12 protein-coding genes, 1 tRNA gene and 1 riboswitch are annotated in these 16,757 nt (G+C 64.6%); of the genes, 4 read left to right on the top strand and 9 right to left on the bottom strand.

The features are described from left to right. Window positions 1-51 precede the first annotated feature (51 nt). Window positions 52-786: a phosphate signaling complex protein PhoU gene (gene phoU, locus JHD67_RS07130; RefSeq protein WP_199098475.1), complete on the top strand. Its 735-nt coding sequence runs from the start codon at window positions 52-54 to the stop codon at window positions 784-786. 69 nt (window positions 787-855) lie between these two features. Here phoU and sugE read toward each other — a convergent pair whose 3' ends face one another. From sugE to rnr, 4 genes are all read right to left on the bottom strand, one after another. Continuing rightward, a complete protein-coding gene (gene sugE, locus JHD67_RS07125) occupies window positions 856-1,176 on the bottom strand; it encodes a quaternary ammonium compound efflux SMR transporter SugE (protein WP_199098474.1) in 321 nt (106 codons plus the stop codon). A 128-nt stretch (window positions 1,177-1,304) separates the two neighbouring features. Further along, window positions 1,305-1,595, bottom strand: coding sequence for a hypothetical protein (locus JHD67_RS07120; protein ID WP_199098473.1), 291 nt, complete (start codon window positions 1,593-1,595; stop codon window positions 1,305-1,307). Continuing rightward, window positions 1,592-2,338 carry a 23S rRNA (guanosine(2251)-2'-O)-methyltransferase RlmB gene (gene rlmB, locus JHD67_RS07115; RefSeq protein ID WP_199098472.1) on the bottom strand — a complete coding sequence of 249 codons (747 nt, stop codon included), beginning with the start codon at window positions 2,336-2,338 and terminating at the stop codon, window positions 1,592-1,594. Before rlmB ends, JHD67_RS07120 begins: the two co-directional genes overlap by 4 nt. Beyond that, window positions 2,335-4,800, bottom strand: a complete 2,466-nt coding sequence (gene rnr / locus JHD67_RS07110) for a ribonuclease R (RefSeq protein ID WP_343214329.1) — start codon at window positions 4,798-4,800, stop codon at window positions 2,335-2,337. The genes rlmB and rnr overlap by 4 nt, the downstream gene beginning before the upstream one ends. A gap of 269 nt (window positions 4,801-5,069) precedes the next feature. On the opposite strand from rnr, the gene JHD67_RS07105 reads away from it, so the two are divergent. Beyond that, window positions 5,070-5,154: transfer RNA gene (locus JHD67_RS07105), tRNA-Leu, on the top strand. A gap of 216 nt (window positions 5,155-5,370) precedes the next feature. Here JHD67_RS07105 and JHD67_RS07100 read toward each other — a convergent pair. Both JHD67_RS07100 and JHD67_RS07095 read right to left on the bottom strand, forming a co-directional pair. Then, complete coding sequence (locus JHD67_RS07100; protein ID WP_199098470.1) at window positions 5,371-5,916, bottom strand: molybdopterin-dependent oxidoreductase; 546 nt, start codon at window positions 5,914-5,916, stop codon at window positions 5,371-5,373. A gap of 122 nt (window positions 5,917-6,038) precedes the next feature. Next, window positions 6,039-6,476 carry a VOC family protein gene (locus tag JHD67_RS07095; protein ID WP_199098469.1) on the bottom strand — a complete coding sequence of 146 codons (438 nt, stop codon included), beginning with the start codon at window positions 6,474-6,476 and terminating at the stop codon, window positions 6,039-6,041. 200 nt (window positions 6,477-6,676) lie between these two features. Then, a riboswitch (glycine riboswitch) is annotated at window positions 6,677-6,781 on the top strand. A gap of 38 nt (window positions 6,782-6,819) precedes the next feature. Here JHD67_RS07095 and gcvP point away from each other — a divergent pair. Next, window positions 6,820-9,711, top strand: a complete 2,892-nt coding sequence (gene gcvP / locus JHD67_RS07090) for an aminomethyl-transferring glycine dehydrogenase (protein WP_199098468.1) — start codon at window positions 6,820-6,822, stop codon at window positions 9,709-9,711. A gap of 75 nt (window positions 9,712-9,786) precedes the next feature. Here the strand turns inward: gcvP and JHD67_RS07085 are convergent, their stop codons facing one another. Beyond that, window positions 9,787-10,209, bottom strand: a complete 423-nt coding sequence (locus JHD67_RS07085; protein ID WP_199098467.1) for a hypothetical protein — start codon at window positions 10,207-10,209, stop codon at window positions 9,787-9,789. 456 nt (window positions 10,210-10,665) lie between these two features. Between JHD67_RS07085 and JHD67_RS07080 the strand changes: the two genes are divergently transcribed. Beyond that, the gene (locus JHD67_RS07080) at window positions 10,666-12,270 is read left to right on the top strand and encodes a carbohydrate-binding protein (protein WP_199098466.1); all 1,605 of its coding nucleotides are present in this window, start codon (window positions 10,666-10,668) and stop codon (window positions 12,268-12,270) included. A gap of 95 nt (window positions 12,271-12,365) precedes the next feature. Here the strand turns inward: JHD67_RS07080 and JHD67_RS07075 are convergent, their stop codons facing one another. Together JHD67_RS07075 and JHD67_RS07070 are read right to left on the bottom strand one after the other, a co-directional pair. Further along, window positions 12,366-15,017 carry a M1 family metallopeptidase gene (locus JHD67_RS07075; protein WP_199098465.1) on the bottom strand — a complete coding sequence of 884 codons (2,652 nt, stop codon included), beginning with the start codon at window positions 15,015-15,017 and terminating at the stop codon, window positions 12,366-12,368. 386 nt (window positions 15,018-15,403) lie between these two features. Then, window positions 15,404-16,696 carry an adenylosuccinate synthase gene (locus JHD67_RS07070; RefSeq protein WP_199098464.1) on the bottom strand — a complete coding sequence of 431 codons (1,293 nt, stop codon included), beginning with the start codon at window positions 16,694-16,696 and terminating at the stop codon, window positions 15,404-15,406. Window positions 16,697-16,757 lie beyond the last annotated feature (61 nt).

Below are 16,757 nucleotides of genomic sequence, written 5' to 3'. Positions count from 1 at the left end.
TGAGGGGCCAACGTGCCTCACCTTCCCTACCGGACTCAACAGAGAATCCACATGAGCGGCAGCAGCAAAGAACACATCATCAAGAGCTACGACGACGAGCTGACCCGCCTCACCGGCGAAATCGTCCGCATGGGCGAGCTTGCGGTGAGCCAGTTGGAAGCAGCCATCGACGTGATCGACCGCCGCGATGAGCGTGCCGCCCAGCACGTGGTGAGCAACGACGACGCCATCGACCTGTTGGAGCAGGAAATCAGCCACGACGTGGTGCGCCTGTTGGCGCTGCGCGCGCCGATCGCCGGTGACCTGCGCAACGTGTTCGCCGCGCTGCGCATTGCCGCCGACATCGAGCGCATCGGCGACTACGCCGCCAACGTGGCCAAACGCTCCATCCCGCTGTCGATGGTGGCGCCCATCGCGCCGACCAGCGGCCTGGGTTACCTGGCTGAACTGGCTGCGCAGGAAGTGCGCGACGTGCTGATCGCCTACCGTGATCGCGACGCCGAGCGTGCCTACCAGGTATGGAAGGACGACGCCGAGCTGGATGAAGCCTATACCGGCTACTTCCGCCAGTTGCTCACCTACATGATGGAAGACCCGCGCAACATTACGCCGTGCACGCATCTGCTGTTCATGGCCAAGAACATCGAGCGCATCGGCGACCACGCCACCAATATTGCCGAGAGCATCTGGTACCAGGTCAACGGCGAACCGCTCACCGCGCAACGCGCCAAGCGCGATTTCACCTCCAACCCGGAACTGACCAAGCTGGGCAACAAGCTCGACTGAGTCTCCACCCCGTTTGACCACATCAGCCCTGGATCGCCTCCGGGGCTGATGCGTTTTCGGGCACCGGTATTACGCTCCGCTGGTGAGCTTGAGCCCGATCATGCCCAGCAACACCAGGCCCACGCAGGCCAGACGCAACGGCGAGGCCGAATCGCCAAACAACACCATGCCGAGAATCACGGCGCCCACGGCGCCGATGCCGGTCCAGATCGCATACGCGGTACCGATAGGCAGCGACTTCACCGCCATGGCCAGCAGAATAATGCTGGCCGTCATCGCCGACACGGTGATCACGCTAGGCCACAGGCGACTGAAACCTTCGGTGTACTTCAAGCCCACGGCCCACACGATTTCGAACAGGCCGGCGAGTGTCAGATAGATCCAGGGCATGACGCGACTCCTCTGGATGAAGAGCAGGGTCGTCCCCGCAATGAGCACTTGCTACGGGGTCGTCCCCGCAGACTGGCCCCATTGCAGGGCCAGTCTCTCTATTTTAGCGAACGAGGCTGAATACCCCGTCAAGGCGCCAGCTTGCTGCCCAAGTCGCGTGCTTCGCGGCGCGCGCGCGCCGAATGCACGATGCCGTAGACGCCAATGCAGACCCACGCCGCCTGCATCAGGAACGCAGGCCAATTCATCGGCGCCAGGCCGAACACCAGCGACAACGCGACACCCAGCGCACCCAGCACGTTCATCAGCTGATAGATGAGGCCATTGCCACGCACCTTGTGGGCTTGCAACAACAGGAACGCCAGCAGTACCAGCACCACGCCGATATAGCCGGCCCAGTCATGCCACATGAAGGTCATCGCTTTTCGCTCCTTTGGCGCACCGCTTCGAACAGCACGATACCGGTGGCCACGGAAACATTGAGGCTTTCCATGACGCCCGGCATGGGAATCTGGGCAACGAAATCACAGGTCTCGCGAGTCAGCCGGCGCATACCCTCGCCTTCACTGCCCAAGACCAATGCCACCGGACCACGCATGTCGATGGTGTAAACCGAGGTATCCGTATCGCCCGCGAGCCCGGTAATCCATACCCCGGCATCTTTGAGCGTGCGCAGCGCGCGCGCCAGGTTGGTGGCCGCAATCAGCGGCACGCGGTCGGCGCCGCCGGCCGATGCGCGACGGACCACCGGCGTAAGGCCCACGGCACGGTCCTTGGGTACGATCACCGCGGTGACACCGGCCGCCGCCGCACTGCGCAGGCAGGCGCCGAGGTTGTGCGGATCGGTCACGCCATCGAGCACCAGCACCAGCGCGTTGCTGCCGGCCGCTTCCAGCAACTCGGGAATATCGTTTTCCGTGCCCATCGGCGGCGCTTCATAGCGCGCGACTACGCCCTGATGGCGCGCCTCGCCCGAAACGCGATCCAGTTGTTCGCGCGGGCGATGGTGCACCGGAATGTTCAGCGCCTTGGCCCGCGCCGCCAGCTCCTGCACGCGCGCATTGCGCTGTCCGTTTTCCACCAGCACTTCGCGCACGCGCGAAGCGTCGTTGCTCAATGCGCCCTCGACCGGGTTGATCCCGACGATCCAGCTCTCGCTCATCGTTTACCTTTGTTCTTATCGGCCTTGCGGCCCTTGGATGTTGCCTTGGCTGCGGCAGCCTTGACGGCGTTGAACTTGCCCTTGGCCGCGGAGGTCACCTTGGCCAGCATGCCCTTGCCCACGGAGGGCTTGCGCTCGTCCGCCGCAGCCTTTTGAGGTGCCGGCGAACGAGGCGCCGCCGGTGCGGCATTATCGCGCGCCGGAGCCTTGGCCGTCGCCTTGCGGCCGGGCAAGGAGTAGCGATCACCGGAAGCGGCATAGTCGTAGCGACGCTCTGCGCGCGGCGGCTCGGCTTTTTCCTTGCGCGGCGCCACCAGGCGGAAGTCGATCTTGCGATCCTCCAGCGAGGCGCGCAGCACCTGCACGCGCACATGGTCACCCAGGCGGAACTGCACGCCACTGCGCTCACCCTTCAATAAATGGCGCACCGGGTCGAAATGGTAGTAATCGTTGGAGAGCTGGCTGATGTGCACCAGCCCGGAAACCTTGGAATCGTTCAATTCGACGAACAGGCCGAACGACGTCACACCGGTCACGGTGCCGTCGAACTCACTGCCCACGTGCTTGGACATCCAGGCGCACTTGAAGCGCTCATCCACATCGCGCTCGGCCTCTTCCGCACGACGCTCGCGCTGCGAGCAATGCACGGCCATGGCGGCCATTTCGCTCGGGGTATAGGCGTAACCGGACGGTTTGCCACCGGTGAGGGCATAGCGAATCGCCCGATGCACCAGCAGATCCGGATAACGACGAATCGGCGACGTGAAGTGCGCATAGGCTTCCAGCGCCAAACCGAAGTGGCCACGATTGTCCGGCTGATAGGCGGCCATGCTCTGCGCGCGCAGCAGCACCGACTGGATCAATGCACGCTCGGGACGATCCTGCACCAGGCGCAGCACATCGGCGAAATCGGCCGGCGTCACCTCCTCCACCGAAGGCATGCGCAGCTTGAACTCGCGCAGGAACTGTTGCAGATCTTCGTACTTCTCGGCCGGCGGCGGCTCATGCGCGCGGTACAACGCGGGAATCTTTTTCTTTTCAAGGTACAGCGCCGCCTGTACGTTGGCGGCGATCATGCACTCCTCGATCAGCTTGTGCGCATCGTTGCGCTCGGTGGCGCCCATGGCTTCCACTTCGCCGCGCTGGTCGAGGCGGAACTTCACCTCCGGCGTCTCGAAATCGATGGCGCCACGGCGTTTGCGCTGCGCCGCCATCAGCTTGTACAGCGCGTGCAGATGCTCCACTTGCGGCAGCACGTCGGCCAGCTCATGCCGTGCATCGGCATCGTGCAGGCCAATGGCCTGCCACACGCGGTCGTAGGTAAGGCGTGCATGCGAGCGCATCACCGCGTCGTAGAACTTCGCGCGGGTCACCTCGCCTTCGGCATCGATGGTCATGTCGCAGACCATGCAGAGGCGCTCGACCTTGGGGTTCAGCGAGCAGATGCCGTTGGAGAGCGTCTCCGGCAGCATCGGCACTACAAAACCAGGGAAATAGGTGGAGGTACTGCGCTCGTACGCTTCCTTGTCCAGGGCCGAACCGATCTGGACGTAGTGCGATACATCCGCGATCGCCACCACCAGGCGATAGCCGCCGCCCCGCTTGGGTTCGGCGAAAACGGCATCGTCGAAGTCACGCGCGTCGGCGCCGTCGATGGTGACCAACGGCAGCGCGCGCAGATCGACGCGACCTTCGCGCTCGGCGGCCGTCACCTGCGGCTCGACCTGGGCCGCCTCGCGCGTCACGGCATCGGGCCAGTCGTGCGGCAGATCGTGGCTGGCAATGGCCATCTCCACCAGCAGCGAGGGCTGCAGGCGCTCGCCCAACACCGCACTGATGGCCCCCATCGGGCCACGATTCGGTGTTGGCGGGTCGGTGATCTCGACCACGACGATCTGGCCGGAGCGCGCACCTTGATCCTTGCCGGGAAGGATGATCACGTCTTGATGCAGACGACGATCATCAGGCGTCACCAGCATCACGCCGTTTTCCAGCACCACGCGACCAACCAGACGCGGCGAACGGCGCTGCAATACCTCGACAATGGCGCCCTGCTTGCGACCGCGCCGGTCGATACCGACCACGCTGGCCAGCACACGATCGCCATGCAGTACCTGACGCATCTGCTGGGGCGACAGGTAGAGATCTTCGCCGCCGTCATCCGGGCGCAGGAAGCCGTAGCCTTCGGCATTGGCGAGCACCACGCCGGGCATCAGGTCGAGCTTGTTGGCGGGCGCGTAGCCGCCACGACGCCCCAGCAGCAGCTGGCCGTCGCGCACCATGGCGCCGAGGCGCTTGCGCAGCGCGTTGAGATCGTATTCGTCATGCAGCGAGAGAGCCTCGGCGATACGCGCCTCGGTCAACATTTCGCCGCGAGCTTCCAACAACGCCAGGATGGCTTCACGACTGGGAATGGGTCGCTCGTAGCGTTGGGCCTCGCGCTCGGCCTGGGGGTCGCCCACCTGGCCTGCGCGCCCGCGCGAGGGATCCAGCGCAGAACGCTTGGCGCGAGGGGCGGCCTTGAACGGCGCCTTGGGGCCGCGCGGCGCGTCCTGCCTGTTTTTAGAGGGTTCTCTTTTTTTACTCACGTCCTTGCCTTTGTTTGTTCTTATGCGGTGGTTGGAGCACGGCTGGCGCGGTCCGATGAAAAAGTGGTGAAAGAATAGTTGACAACTCGCCGTTACACCCCTAAATTACGCGGCTCACGCAGCTGATGAAGCGCGGGACACCTGCCCAGGTGGCGGAATTGGTAGACGCACTAGTTTCAGGTACTAGCGGGTAAAACCGTGGAGGTTCGAGTCCTCTCCTGGGCACCAATTGTAGACGAAGCCCGCAGCGATGCGGGCTTTGTCGTTTCTGGCGTTTGACGATCCACTGCAAACCCTACTCGCGCGGCCGATGTCGCACCGATCTTACGCAACACGACGTGCATCGCTTCGCCATGCGCCGAGCAAGTGACGCTGCGCGGAAAGCCCGATGCTTTCGCAAGCGCGACCGGCGCCGATCCGCCGGCGCTCCATGCATGACGTAACTTACGGCGACGCAGCGCCATCCAGCACTTCGATGGTCGTCACGTTGCGCACCCAGCGCGCGGGACGCGCATCCGCCGGCACCAGCAAGCGAAACGGGCCGTCCTCCGACAGTGGCTTGCCGTCGCGCTCATCCACCAGCAACACGTTCGCGTTGCCCAGCGTTGGATCGAGCTCACCCAATCCAAATACCACCTGATAGTGATCGGCGGCGGTTACGCGCACGTATTGCGCCAGGGCGCGGCCACGCAGCTTTTCCAGCGGCAAGCCGGCGCGCTTGAGCACCTCGGCCAGCGACACCCCACGCCATGTTGCCGGCGGCTCGTCGTGGGCCTTGGCGGTAACCTCGGTGTGCGGCAGCGCCGCCACGGCCTGTCGATCCGCCTGCCAGGCCGGCTGGCCGGGCACGCTCACTCGCACGACGTCACTGGCACTCGCGGCCCACGCAAGGCTCGCCAGCATCACGAACAGTATCGAAGCCAACCCTTGTCGCATCGCACTCTCCTTTTTCTTGGTGCCTGTCCGGCAGGCCAGGCTATCCCGTTCCATGTGATCGTGATCCCCGCCAGGGCGGAACCTGCGCCAAGCGCGCGGAACATCCGGTGGAGCGGATACGACGAGTCACCCCGTGATTTCACGGCGCATCAGCCTTCGCAAGGATGATGCGTCAGTCAGCGTGTGGAAGGTACCGGCTCAACGGGCGGCCCCTTCAACTCCACCATGTTGCCCTGTGGGTCGTACAGGTAGATCGAGGGACCCTCACCCTTGGCACCATAGCGCGAGCCAATGTCACCCACGCGCACGCCATGCGCCTTGAGGTGGGCCACGATCGCCGCCTCGTCATAACCCTCCACCTGCAGGCACAGGTGATCCATGTTGTGACCTTCATCGCCCGGCCCCGCGCCGCCATGACGCCCCAGCTTGCCGTCCAGCGATACCAGATCGATCAGGGAATCACCCGCGCGCAGCTGCACCAGCCCGATCTCGTCCTGGCGGCGCTCCTCACGGCAGCCCAGCACCTGCACGTAGAAGCGCTGCATGGCGGCCATGTCGCGCACGCGCAGCACCACGTGATCGATACGGGCGAGCTGGAACGGGGGTGTATTCATGGGCGCGGGAAGTCAGGGAAAGCCCGATCTTAAGCCGATTGAGACCCTGCCGGCACGGCCGCTGAAGAAGCCGGGCTGCGCCGCGCCAAACCCACCCGAACCGCCTTATAATTGCCGTTTAGCGTGTGGTGGGAGAAGCGGCGCGAGCCGCTGCCGAAGGCGCAACGCCCGTAATCGCTCAGGCCCCATACCATCATGCGCATAAACACTCTGGAGAGACCGGTTCAATCCGGCGCCGAAGGGGCACGAAGCGTGGGTCATCCCATGGCTTCCAAACTCTCAGGCAAAAGGACAGAGGGGCGCTTCGCGTGCGGCTTGCACGTTACTTTCGGACGCCCCTGCCATGAGTCAGAACGCCAATCCTTCCCTGCGTGACCTCGAGCATCACGACGCCTTTATCGAGCGTCATATCGGCCCCAACGACGCAGAGATCGCCAAGATGCTCAGCGTGGTCGGCTACGAATCGCTGGAAGCGATGACCGACGCCATTGTGCCGGGCAAGATCAAGTCGCAGGCCCCGCTGGCCCTGCCCTCCCCGATCACCGAAGTGGAGGCACTGGCCAAGATTCGCGCCATTGCCGACAAGAACCAGGTGTTCAAGAGCTTCATCGGCCAGGGCTACTACGGCACGCTGACCCCCAACGTCATCCTGCGCAACATCCTGGAGAATCCGGCTTGGTACACGGCCTATACGCCGTACCAGGCAGAAATCTCGCAGGGCCGCATGGAGGCGCTGATCAACTTCCAGACCATGTGCGCCGACCTGACGGGCATGGAAATCGCCAACGCCTCGCTGCTGGATGAAGGCACCGCGGCGGCCGAAGCGATGACGCTGGCCAAGCGCTCGGCCAAGTCCAAGTCCAACGTGTTCTTTGTGTCCAGCGCCGTGCACCCGCAGACGCTGGAAGTGCTCAAGACCCGCGCCGAGGCGATGGGCATCGAACTGCACATCGGCGACGACAGCGAAGCCAAGAGCGTCGCCAGCTTCGGCGTGCTGCTGCAATACCCCAACACCTTCGGCCAGATCAACGACTACAAGGAGCTGGCCGACTGGGTGCATCACCACCACGGCGTGGTGTGCGTCGCCACCGACCTGCTCGCGCTCACCCTGATCGCCGCACCGGGCGAATGGGGCGCGGATATCGTGGTGGGCAACACCCAGCGCTTTGGCGTGCCGTTCGGTTTCGGCGGCCCGCATGCTGCTTTCATGGCCTGCCGTGACGCGTACAAGCGCTCCATGCCGGGCCGCCTGATCGGCGTGTCCATCGACGCCGAAGGCAAGCCGGCTTACCGCCTCACCCTGCAGACGCGCGAGCAGCACATCCGCCGCGAGAAGGCCACCTCCAACATTTGTACCGCGCAGGTGCTGCTGGCCGTGATGGCGAGCATGTACGCCGTGTACCACGGCCCGGAAGGCCTCACCCGCATCGCGCGCCGCGTGCATCGCCTGGCCGCGATCCTGGCCGGTGCCCTGCGCACCGCCGGCATCACCGTGGGCCCGGACTTCTTCGACACCTTGCACGTGGTGAACGTGGATGCCGCCGCACTGCACGCCAAGGCGCGCGCCGCCGGCATCAACCTGCGCCCGATCGACGACAAGAGCGTCGGCGTCAGCCTGGACGAAACCACCACCCGCGCCGATGTGGTCGCCCTGGCGGCGGTGTTCGGCGCCACCATCGCGGATATCGACGCGCTGGATGCCCACACCAACGACGCCCTGCCCGCCGGCCTGCAGCGCACCACCGCGTTTCTCACGCACCCGGCCTTCAACACGCACCACAGTGAGCACGAACTGCTGCGCTACATGCGTTCGCTGGCCGACAAGGACCTGGCGATGGATCGCACCATGATCCCGCTGGGCAGCTGCACCATGAAGCTCAACGCCACCGCCGAGATGATCCCGGTGACGTGGCCGGAATTCGCCAACATCCACCCGCTGGCGCCAGCCGAGCAGGCCACCGGTTATAAGCAGCTCATCGAGGAGCTGGAAGCCATGCTGGTGGAGTGCACGGGCTACGACGCGGTGAGCCTGCAGCCCAACTCCGGCGCACAGGGCGAATACGCCGGCCTGCTGGCCATTCGCGCCTATCACCGCTCGCGCGGCGAAGGCCATCGCGACATCTGCCTCATTCCGGAATCGGCTCACGGCACTAACCCGGCTTCCGCGCAGATGTGCGGCATGCAGGTGGTGGTGACCAAGTGCGACGCCAACGGCAACGTCGATGTGGAAGACATCAAGCGTGCCGCGGAGAAGTTCAGCAACCGCCTCGCTGCGCTGATGATTACCTACCCGTCCACGCACGGCGTGTTCGAGGAAGACATCGTCAAGATCTGCGAGATCGTGCATGAGCACGGCGGCCAGGTGTACACCGACGGCGCCAACATGAACGCGCTGGTCGGCGTGGCCAAGCCCGGCAAGTGGGGCTCGGACGTGTCGCACCTGAACCTGCACAAGACCTTCTGCATTCCGCACGGCGGCGGCGGTCCGGGCGTGGGTCCCTGCGCGGTGAAGTCGCACCTCGCCCCGTTCCTCCCGCGCACGTTCGGTGGCGAAGGCGAAGTAGGCATGGTGTCGGCGGCCAGCTTCGGCTCGGCCTCCATCCTGCCGATCAGCTGGATGTACATCACCATGATGGGCGCGTCCGGCCTGCGCCGCGCTACCCAGGTGGCACTGCTCAACGCCAACTACATCGCCAAGCGCCTGGCACCGCACTTCGAGACGCTCTACACCGGTCGCAACGGACTGGTGGCGCATGAGTGCATCCTCGACCTGCGCCCGCTCAAGGACGCCACCGGCATCGGTGCCGAGGACGTGGCCAAGCGCCTGATCGACTTTGGCTTCCACGCGCCGACGCTGAGCTTCCCGGTCGCCGGCACGCTGATGGTGGAGCCGACCGAGAGCGAATCGCAGTACGAGCTGGATCGCTTCATCGATGCGATGATCCAGATTCGCAACGAGATCCGCGCGGTGGACGAAGGCAAGCTCGATCGCGAAGACAACCCGCTCAAGCACGCGCCGCACACCGCCACCATGGTGTCGGCTACGGAATGGACCCACGCTTACACCCGTGAACTGGCTGCCTTCCCGCTGCCCAGCCTGAGGTTCCAGAAGTACTGGTCGCCGGTGGCCCGCGTGGACAACGTCTACGGCGACAAGAACGTGTTCTGCAGCTGCGTGCCGGTGGAAGCGTTCAAGGGCGAAATCGAAGCCTTCAGCGAGCCGAACGTGGCCTAAGCCACTCGCTGCTCGATCGATAAAAGGGCTCCGCGCGCGGAGCCCTTTTTTTCGCGTCACAGACGCCCGCGCGCCCTATGGCGCCGACTCTGTCGCCGCTGCATCGCGCATGCGGTGATAGGCAAAGGTGCCTCGCACGCCACTGATAAAAGCAAGCAACAACGCGATAGCGAGGAAGATGCCCACGGCCGCCTTCGGCTGCGCGGCGAACTGGAACACCTTCTCCAGCGCGAACAAGGTCAGGCCAGCCACCGCAAACGCCTTGGAGCGTGCGCGAATGCGCCAGGCGATTACCGCGAACAGCAATGCATCCACATAGGCCCAACCGTTGATGCCCATGATCGCGCCGTGGCTGACTACCGCCACCGTGGCAAACAGCGTGGTTACACCCGCACAAATCAGCGCTGCCCACATGCCCCCGTTGGATGCCTGTTCGGCATCGGCGACGTTGTCGATCTGCGGCCAATACCAGCGCACCGGCTTGTTATTCCTCGCCATGTCACTCCCCTGTACCGATGGACGTCGCCCAAACCCCTGCACGAGCGATCGCCGATCATGCTATCGGCATGCCGGCCAGGGACATATCGCTTCGCGCCCTTCTTGGTATGCACATTTACTGGCAACGTTGTCATTCCATGGATTCAAGGCGTGCACGAAGACCGTCGACGGCCCTGCTGACGTCGATGTTGGCTTGCTGCAACGCAATAGGAAAAGTGGCGACAGCGTCGCCCTACAACGCCGCCAATGCTCCGCATGACGATTCTCCGCGCCTCGTCACAGTTTGTGACAGCCATTGGAGACAACGTTGTCATTGCGGGATTTATGACGACACCGCTCCGGCCGTCTCGGCACGGTTTGCAGGAATGCCAGGAACGCTCCGTCCCGATGGCCATACGGAAACGGCCAGTCGCCCTCGACCATCCAAACCTTGCACTACGAACAGGAGACACCCCTATGCGAGTCAAGCAATCGGTGATGTGGGTACGCACAGCCATGCAGGCCCTTGGTAGCGCCGCCGGCGGCGCGATGGCCATGAGCCTGATGGCCATGGCGCCCGTGCAGACCGTACACGCGCAAAGCGCGCCCGCCTGCGCGGCACCGTGGACCGCAAGCGCCGCTTACAGCGGCGGTGCCGTGGTAAGCGAGAACGGCACCAACTACGTCGCCAATTGGTGGACCCAAGGCAACGATCCGGCGACCAGCAGCGGGCCCACGGGCTCGGGGCAGCCTTGGACCTCGCAAGGCGCATGCGGGGGCAGCAGCGGCTCCGGCGGAAGCAGCAGTGGCGGCTCGGGCAGCGGCGGGAGTGGCTCGGGCGGCACCTGCGCTGCGGCATGGGTCTCCACACAGGCCTATAACGGCGGCGCCGTGGTGAGCGAGAACAGCACCAACTACGTCGCCAACTGGTGGACCCAGGGCAACGACCCCGCCACCAGCAGCGGCCCGACCGGCACGGGCGAACCGTGGACGTCGCAGGGCAGCTGCACCGGCAGCAGCGGGGGCGGCAGTTCGGGTGGTGGCAGCTCCGGTGGCGGTAGCTCGGGCGGTGGCAGTTCCGGTGGCGGCAGCGGCGGCTCCGGTGGCGGCACCACCAATCCGCCGGGCACCGGCGCCAACCTGCTATTCAGTCCGTACAAGGACGTCACGGTGAACCTCAACTGGAACACCAACGTGATGCAGACGGCGGCGGCCACCGGCTCGGCCATTCCGGTGGTGGGCTCCGGTAGCCTCAAATCCAACTACGTCACCAACCTCAGCGCCATCACGCTCGCTTTCGCCACCGGCGAATGCGGCAACGAAAATTGGGGTGGCATTCCGGGCGCCAGCTTCGCCACCGCCAACATCTCCGCACTCTCCAGCGCTGGCCTGCCCTACGTAGTCTCCACCGGCGGCGAAGCGGGCACCTTTACCTGCGGCAGCACGGCAGGCTTCGCCTCGTTCCTCTCGCGCTACATGACCCCGCAGATGGTCGGCGTGGACTTCGACATCGAGGGCGGCCAGAGCCAGGCGGACATCAATAACCTTGTGGCCGCTGCCGTGTATGGCCAGAGCCTTTACCCCAACCTGCGTTTCTCCTTCACCCTCGCCACGCTGGGTGCATCGGACGGCAGCTACGGCGGCCTCAACAGCCTTGGCGACATGGTGGTGAAGGCCATCAAGGCCTCGTCGCTCAGCAACTACACCATCAACCTGATGGTGATGGACTTCGGTGGCCCCAGCAGTGCGGTGTGCGTGGTGTCCGGTGGCGTGTGCGATATGGGCCAGTCGTCCATCCAGGCTGCGGTGAACCTGGAGCACACCTACGGCATTTCGCCGAACAAGATCGAGCTGACCCCGATGATCGGCGTGAATGATGTATCCAGTGAAAACTTCAGCATCGCCAATGCCGACACCATCACCAGCTACGCCGTAAGCAACGGCCTGGCCGGCGTGCACTTCTGGTCGCTGGACCGCGACACGCCGTGTAGCCAGAGCACGGCCTCGCCCACCTGCAACTCCGTATCGACGACTACGCCGCTGCAGTACACCAAGCGGTTCCTGAGCGACCTGGGTCGCTGATGCGACATCCGGGGCCGGACTCTCCTGCCCCGGATAGACAGAGGCCCGCGCCATGGCGCGGGCCTCTGCTTGTCAGCGCATACGAGAACGAACGCTCAACCGCCGTTCTTCGCCAGCCACGCATCCACCGTCGGCATGCGTTCGTTGCGAACCATGATGCGGTACTTGATGTTGGCCACGGCCGTTTCGGCATCGCGACGCGAGCCCGGTTCGAGGTGCGCATTCGCATACGCGTTGATCTTGTCGATCATCGCCGGGTTGAACGAGCTGTTGCCCAGCATCGGGTAGTAGCGGCTGCTTGAGCTGCCATCCACCACCTTGTCCACCTGCTCGCGATGAGCCAACGCAAAGTCGAAGGCCAGATCCGGGTGGCGACGCGACACGGAACTGATCATGCCGGCGCTGTTGGTGGCGCCCGGTTCGTCGGTGAGGGCGAGATCCAAGGCGCGCTTGGCGAGCGTTTCGTCCTCGGCAGTGGCGAGCAATCCGTAGAGGCGATCTTTCACCAGCGGCGTCTTCTCCGCCTTGGCCTCCGCATGCAGCTTGTCCCAGGTGGCAGCGTCGGCGTGGCTGGCGACCACGGCGAGAATGGTCTTGCGCAGCGCGGGCGGCACCGCCTTGGGGTCGGTGGCCTGGGCGGCATAGCGGCGACGCGCTTCAGCGATGACCGCGGGATCGCCCAGGCTGGATAGCGTGGCGATCAGGTGCGTGCGCAGGATGCTGGTGGGCACGGATTCACCGGGCTTGGCCTCCCACCCAACGCGCGCGAACACCGGCGTGAGCTGCTTGACGGCGAAGGCGCGGAACGCCGCCTGGCGCTTGTCGTCCCCGCGGTAGTACTGATCCAGGCCGGCAAGGTTGCTGGCCACCTCGTCCCAGATCTGCGGATCGGCATCGGCCGGTGCAGCCTTGGCGAGATCGAGGATGTCCGACGCGGGCTGCAATCCGGCCATGCCCAGCGCCCAGGTATCGCCCATCACGCCCAACTGATCGATCGGCGCGAGCTTGCCAAAGCCGGCCTTGATCGCGGCGAACTGCGCCGGTGCATACAAGGTGCGGTAGTAACCGCTCTGCCCCGCATTGACCAACAGCGTGCCGCAGCCGGGTACCGAAAGCGTCGCTTCGCCATCCACAATGGTGCTGACCGGCTTGCCGCCGTCGGTCTGGGCAATCACCGGCACGTGCCAGCGCAACGGCTGTTTGTTGGGGCGATCCTTGGTGAACTCACCCTGGGTCAGCTTGATCGAGGTGGCGTTGTTGCTGCACGCGCCCGCTTCCACACGGATCAGCGGAACGCCCGGCTGCAAGGTGAAGTCGTGCGCGATCGTGGTGACCTGCTTGCCCGGCACCACCGCGTCCATGGCGTGCCACAGATCATCGGAGACCGTGTTGCCGTAAGCGTGCGCCTTGATGTAATTGCGCACACCGCTGCGCCAGTTGTCGGCGCCCACATAGGCCTCGAGCATGCTGATCACGGAGGCGCCCTTGGAGTAGGTAATCGAATCGAACGCCTGGCTGGCCTGATCCACCGTCTCCACGTGCTGCACCACCGGATGGGTGGTAACAACCGCATCGCGCGACATCGCTCCCTCGCGAACGCCCACGGCATCCAGGCGGGTATTCCATTCCGGATGCAGGCGTTCGGTGGTGCGCGCAGCCATCCACGAGGCAAAGCCTTCGTTGAGCCACAGGTCGTCCCACCAGCGCATGGTCACCAGGTCGCCGAACCACTGGTGCGCCATCTCGTGCGCGGCGGTATTGAACACCTCCTGCTTGTCCGACAGCGTGGAGATGGACGGATCGAGCAGCAAGGCGTATTCGAAGGTGTAGATGGCGCCCCAGTTCTCCATCGCCGAGAAGAACTGGCTGCTGCCCGGCGAGGCCACGTTGTCCAGCTTGGGCAGTGGGTACTTCACGCCAAAGTAGTCGTTGTATTCCTTGAGCACGGCCTTGCCCGATTCGAGCGTGAAAGCGCCCTGCTCGGACAAGCCCTTCTGCGTAATCACACCGATCTCGGTACCGTCCTGCATGGTGGTCACGCGATCGAATTCACCGGTGCCGAAAAACAGCAGATAAGTAGACATTTTGGGCGAGGTCTTGAACTTCACCTCGCTCAGGCCGTTGCCCAGCTCACGCTTGGAGGCCACCGGCATATTGCTCACCGCCATCTGCTCGGACGGCACGGTCACGTCCAGGTCGAAGGTGGCCTTGTAGTTGGGCTCGTCCCACGAGGGAATAAAGCGGCGCGCGTCGGAGTTTTCGAACTGCGTGTAGAGTGCGCGCTTCTTGCCGGCCTTGGTGTCGTAATCGATGGCGAACAGGCCATTGGCCTGCGTGCCGATCTTGCCGGTGTAGCTCATCGACAGCAGGTACTTGCCCGCCGCGATGGGCTGGCTGAAGGTAAAGGTCGCCGTCTGCGCCTTCTCGTCCACTGCCACCTTGGGCGCGCCGATGGCGAGCTTGCCGCTTACCGGCACCAGCTTCACGTCGCCGAACTGCATGTCGATGGCATTGAGCGTGATGCTGCTGGTGGGCTTGAGCACTTCCACGTCGATCGTCGCCTTGCCTTCGAAGGCGAGCTTGTCGGCATGCGGCACCACCGAGACGGTGTAGTGCGTGGGGCGCACGTCGCGCGGCAACTGGGTGGTGACTTGCGAATAAGGCGTGGCGGCAGCGGCCAGCGCGGCGCCGGTGAAGGAAACGCCGGCAAGAGCCAGCGCGATGGCGGAAACCAGACGAGTACGCATAACGTTTTCCCTGTTAGGCGAGGCCGGCGGCGCGACCCCGAAGTGACGCAAAACAGGTCGATGGTCGGATATGCCGGTCGGCACAGACACCGCCAGAAGTCATGGACTGAAATCCATGAAGGAAAGGCCTGTAGCCGGCCCTCACCCCAGCGGGGCTCGACTGAACGCGGCCTTCTCCGCAAGGCGAAAAACCAGTGTCGTCAGGCTTTTGGAAACGAAAACACCGCACGCGCAGGCTTATGGCGGTTGAAAAGCACCGCCGCCCATTACGGGAATTACCGCCAGGTGGAATGGCCCTCTCGCACCGCCATCGCCCGCCAACCATCCGCACCGCCCACAAAAAAGCCCCGCATGGCGGGGCTCTTTTGCACGACTCACTTATCGGCTCAGGCGAACGGGTCGTCCAACACGATGGTGTCGTCGCGGTCGGCACCGGTGGCCACCAGCGACAGCTTGCATCCGGAGAGCTCTTCCACGGCGCGCAGGTAAGCGCGCGCAGCGGCAGGCAGCTTGTCCCACTCGCGGATGCCCGCGGTGGATTCGTCCCAGCCCGGGAACTCCAGGTACACCGGCTTGCACTCGGCCCAGCCGTCAGCGTCCAGCGGGGCCAGCTCGCGACGCTTGCCACGGTACTCATAGGCAATGCAGACCTTGATGGTCGGCAGGCCGTCGAGCACGTCCAGCTTGGTGATGGCCAGGCCGTTGATGCCGTTGATCTGCACGGCGCGCTTGAGCGCCACCAGGTCGATCCAGCCGCAGCGGCGCGGACGGCCGGTGCTGGCGCCGAACTCGTTGCCGACCTTTCGCAGGCGCTCGCCCATCTCGTCGTGCAGCTCGGTCGGGAACGGACCGCCGCCTACGCGCGTCGCATACGCCTTGCAGATGCCCAGCACGTAGTCGATATCGCCCGCACCCACGCCGGTACCGGCCAGCGCGCCGCCCACGGTGGTGTTGGAGGAGGTCACGTACGGGTAGGTGCCGTGATCGATGTCCAGCAGCGCGCCCTGCGCGCCTTCATACAGGATGTGACCGCCTTCCTTGCGCACGTCGTGCAGGATGGTGGCGACGTCATCGACCATCGGGCGAATGAACTCGCCATAGGCCAGCGCATCGTCCAGCACTTGCTGGAAGTCTACCGGCTCGGCCTTCAGCCACTGGACGAGGATGAAGTTGTGGTACTCCACGGCGGCCTTGATCTTCTCCGGCAGCTCGTGCGGGTACATCAGGTCGGCCACGCGCACGCTGCGGCGCGCCACCTTGTCTTCATACGCCGGGCCGATGCCGCGACCGGTGGTGCCGATGGCACTCTTGCCGGCGGCGATCTCGCGCGCCTTATCCACGGCAATGTGGTACGGCATGATCAGCGGGGTGGCCGGGCTGATCTTCAGGCGGGAACGCACTTCCACGCCCTGCGCTTCCAGCTCTTCGATTTCCTGCTTGAGCGCCTGCGGCGACAGCACCACACCGTTGCCGATCAGGCACAGCGCGTCGTCACGCAGGATGCCCGAGGGGATCAGGTGCAGCACGGTCTTCTTGCCGCCGATGACCAGCGTATGGCCGGCGTTGTGACCGCCCTGGAAACGCGCCACGGCTTTGACCCGCTCGGTCAGCAGGTCAACGATCTTGCCTTTGCCTTCGTCGCCCCACTGCGCGCCAAGGATGACTACTGACTTGCCCATGATGTTGCTCTCGTCAATTTGAAGAATGTGGTGCCCCTTGAGGGGCGAAACAGTCGACGCC

The organism is Dyella sp. ASV21 (assembly GCF_016428975.1).
Classification (GTDB): domain Bacteria; phylum Pseudomonadota; class Gammaproteobacteria; order Xanthomonadales; family Rhodanobacteraceae; genus Dyella.
The sequence above is the reverse complement of the archived record's forward strand: the minus strand, read 5'-3'. Positions and strand labels throughout refer to the sequence as shown.

Coding starts and splice junctions, on each gene's coding strand:
- JHD67_RS07120 (WP_199098473.1), bottom strand. CDS start 1,595: ATGACCTTCATGTGGCATGACTGGGCCGGCTATATCGGCGTGGTGCTG.
- JHD67_RS07100 (WP_199098470.1), bottom strand. CDS start 5,916: ATGGAACGGGATAGCCTGGCCTGCCGGACAGGCACCAAGAAAAAGGAG.
- JHD67_RS07075 (WP_199098465.1), bottom strand. CDS start 15,017: ATGCGTACTCGTCTGGTTTCCGCCATCGCGCTGGCTCTTGCCGGCGTT.
- gcvP (WP_199098468.1), top strand. CDS start 6,820: ATGAGTCAGAACGCCAATCCTTCCCTGCGTGACCTCGAGCATCACGAC.
- JHD67_RS07085 (WP_199098467.1), bottom strand. CDS start 10,209: ATGGCGAGGAATAACAAGCCGGTGCGCTGGTATTGGCCGCAGATCGAC.
- JHD67_RS07095 (WP_199098469.1), bottom strand. CDS start 6,476: ATGAATACACCCCCGTTCCAGCTCGCCCGTATCGATCACGTGGTGCTG.
- JHD67_RS07080 (WP_199098466.1), top strand. CDS start 10,666: ATGCGAGTCAAGCAATCGGTGATGTGGGTACGCACAGCCATGCAGGCC.
- phoU (WP_199098475.1), top strand. CDS start 52: ATGAGCGGCAGCAGCAAAGAACACATCATCAAGAGCTACGACGACGAG.
- rlmB (WP_199098472.1), bottom strand. CDS start 2,338: ATGAGCGAGAGCTGGATCGTCGGGATCAACCCGGTCGAGGGCGCATTG.
- sugE (WP_199098474.1), bottom strand. CDS start 1,176: ATGCCCTGGATCTATCTGACACTCGCCGGCCTGTTCGAAATCGTGTGG.
- JHD67_RS07070 (WP_199098464.1), bottom strand. CDS start 16,696: ATGGGCAAGTCAGTAGTCATCCTTGGCGCGCAGTGGGGCGACGAAGGC.